The following is a 2091-nucleotide window of genomic DNA, read 5'->3' as shown; positions in this document are numbered from 1 at the left end:
AGCTGGGTGAGGCTGCGCTCGATGAAGTGGAGGTCGTCCTCGTGGTAGCCGTCCTCGAGTCGGACTCGGTCCATGTAGAGGCTCGTCGTGCTCATCCGGCAGCTCCTTCGCTGCGCCGGCTGCGCTGCCGGCGCCTGTCCCGAGTCTATCGAGCGACCCTGCAAGAGAGCCGTGCCCGCCTTGAGACGGATGTCACCGGACACAAGGGACGAAACGCCCTTGCGGGTTCTCGAACCGTCGCCCCGTATGCCGCCGGGCCGGGTCGCGTGACCCGGCCCGGCGGCATACGTGCTCTCGCTCTGGAGAGACAGGTGCGGCTCAGGTGCCGCCGTGGCCCGGCATGCTCGGCACGCGCGAGTGCGGTGTCGACTCGTCGGACCAGCGCAGCACGGCGCCCACGCCGTCGGCGGGGTTGAGCTGGGCGCGGTCGACGAGCGTCACGGCGGCCCGCGAGCACACCGCCGCCCACACGAGCGCGGCGTCGGCGGGCACCTGCACCGGGTGCTCCGCACCCGTCATCTCGGCGTCCTCCCGGCTCGTGCCGATCTGCAGGCGGCCCTCGCCGACCCAGAGCTGCTGGTCGTGCTCGCGGCCCTCGACGAGGATCAGCTCCTCGGCCTGGGCCCGCTGGAGCACCTCGACGACGGGCTCGAGGCCCTCGGTCGCGGCCTCGGCGCGCCCGGTCTGCTCCTCGAAGCGGGCGACCAGGTCGGCCTCCTTCTGGGCGCGGATGGCGGCCAGGATCTCCTCGACGGCCTGACGCTCCTTCTCCTCGTCGGTGCCCTCGGCCCGGCCGCCGACGTCGCTGCGCACGATGAGGGACTTCAGCTCCTCACCGGCGTGCTGCTCGAGGAAGGCCTTCGCCCGCTCGTCGCCCATGACGACGACGGCCTCGGGACGGTCACTGCGCACGAGGCGGTCGAGCCGGTGGGCGACGGTGGCGGCGTTCTGCTCCCACGAGTCCTGGACGCGCAGCTCGAAGCGGCGCTGGGACCAGCCGCCGCCCTTGAACCGGTGCAGCACGTCGTGGTCGCCCTGCACCTCGAGCTCCTCCTCGGAGCCGGCGGCGCCGGTGCTGACCTCGATGTCCGCGCCGGTGTGGTCGACGCGCACGACGACGTGCGGCACGGCCCCGGCGAGAGCGCGCATCGCAGGCAGCAGGGAGGGCACGGGCCCCCAGGTGACGTCCTGCTCGGGACGCCGGGGCAGCTCGTGCCGCAGGAGCAGGCCCTCGGCGTTGGCGACGAGCAGACGGCCCCACTCGCCGCCGCGACCGGTGGGCTCGAGCGCCGCCTCCTCGAGCGAGGCGACGACCTCGTCGGGTGCGCCCTCCGTGCGCAGCTGGTCCGCCACGGCTCTCCAGCGCGACTCGACGTGGTCGGCGTTGGCCGGGTCGGTCCGGGTCACGTCGAACGTCACGCTCGCGAAGGGGCCGTTCTCCTCGGCGAGATCATGGAACAGGTCGAGATTCATGGACTCCTCCATGGGTCGGGGACACTGTGCCCCTACCCACTGGGGTCACGCCTCACAGGAGGTCGATGAGTTCGTTCTGCGCAGCTTCACGGACGGCGGTGAGGGCATCGACGGCGGTGCGGGCACCGCGGGCGGCCGCGGCGAGCTCCTGGCAGTCGGCGAGCGTGTGCAGCGACAGGGCCAGGCGCACGACCGGCACCTTGCTCGGTGCCATCGACAGCGACGAGACGCCGAGACCGACGAGGACGAGCGCGAGCAGCGGATCGCCGGCCGACTCGCCGCAGACGCCGATGGGGCGGTCCGCGCGGGCGGCGCCGTCGCAGGCGAGGCCCACGACGTCGAGCACGCCGGGCTGCCACGGGTCGAGCAGGTCGGACAGCGCACCCTCCATGCGGTCGGCGGCCATCGTGTACTGCGCCAGGTCGTTGGTGCCGAGCGAGCCGAACTCGACCTCGCCGAGCACGTCGTGGGCCCGCAGCGCCGCGCCGGGGACCTCGATCATGACGCCCGCCTTGGGCAGCCCGTTCTCGTGGACGCGGCGGGCGAACCACGCCGCCTCCTCGGCCGTCGCGACCATCGGCGCCATGACGCGGACGTCGGCTCCTGTCTCACGCGCGG

At 73.2% G+C, this 2091-nt stretch carries 2 protein-coding genes; both read right to left on the bottom strand.

Annotated elements, in window-relative coordinates:
• Positions 1-318: 318 nt before the first annotated feature.
• A complete protein-coding gene (locus ABD194_RS19855) occupies positions 319-1473 on the bottom strand; it encodes a baeRF2 domain-containing protein (protein ID WP_343994726.1) in 1155 nt (384 codons plus the stop codon).
• Between the two features lie 52 nt (positions 1474-1525).
• Positions 1526-2091, bottom strand: a 566-nt coding sequence (locus tag ABD194_RS19850) for a putative PEP-binding protein (protein ID WP_343994724.1), incomplete at its 5' end; no start/stop codon positions are given.

Source organism: Terrabacter terrae (assembly GCF_039529575.1).
GTDB lineage: Bacteria > Actinomycetota > Actinomycetes > Actinomycetales > Dermatophilaceae > Terrabacter > Terrabacter terrae.
Note: the sequence above shows the minus strand (reverse complement) of the source record. Positions and strands in the feature narration are given on the sequence as shown.

Coding starts and splice junctions, on each gene's coding strand:
- ABD194_RS19855 (WP_343994726.1), bottom strand. CDS start 1,473: ATGAATCTCGACCTGTTCCATGATCTCGCCGAGGAGAACGGCCCCTTC.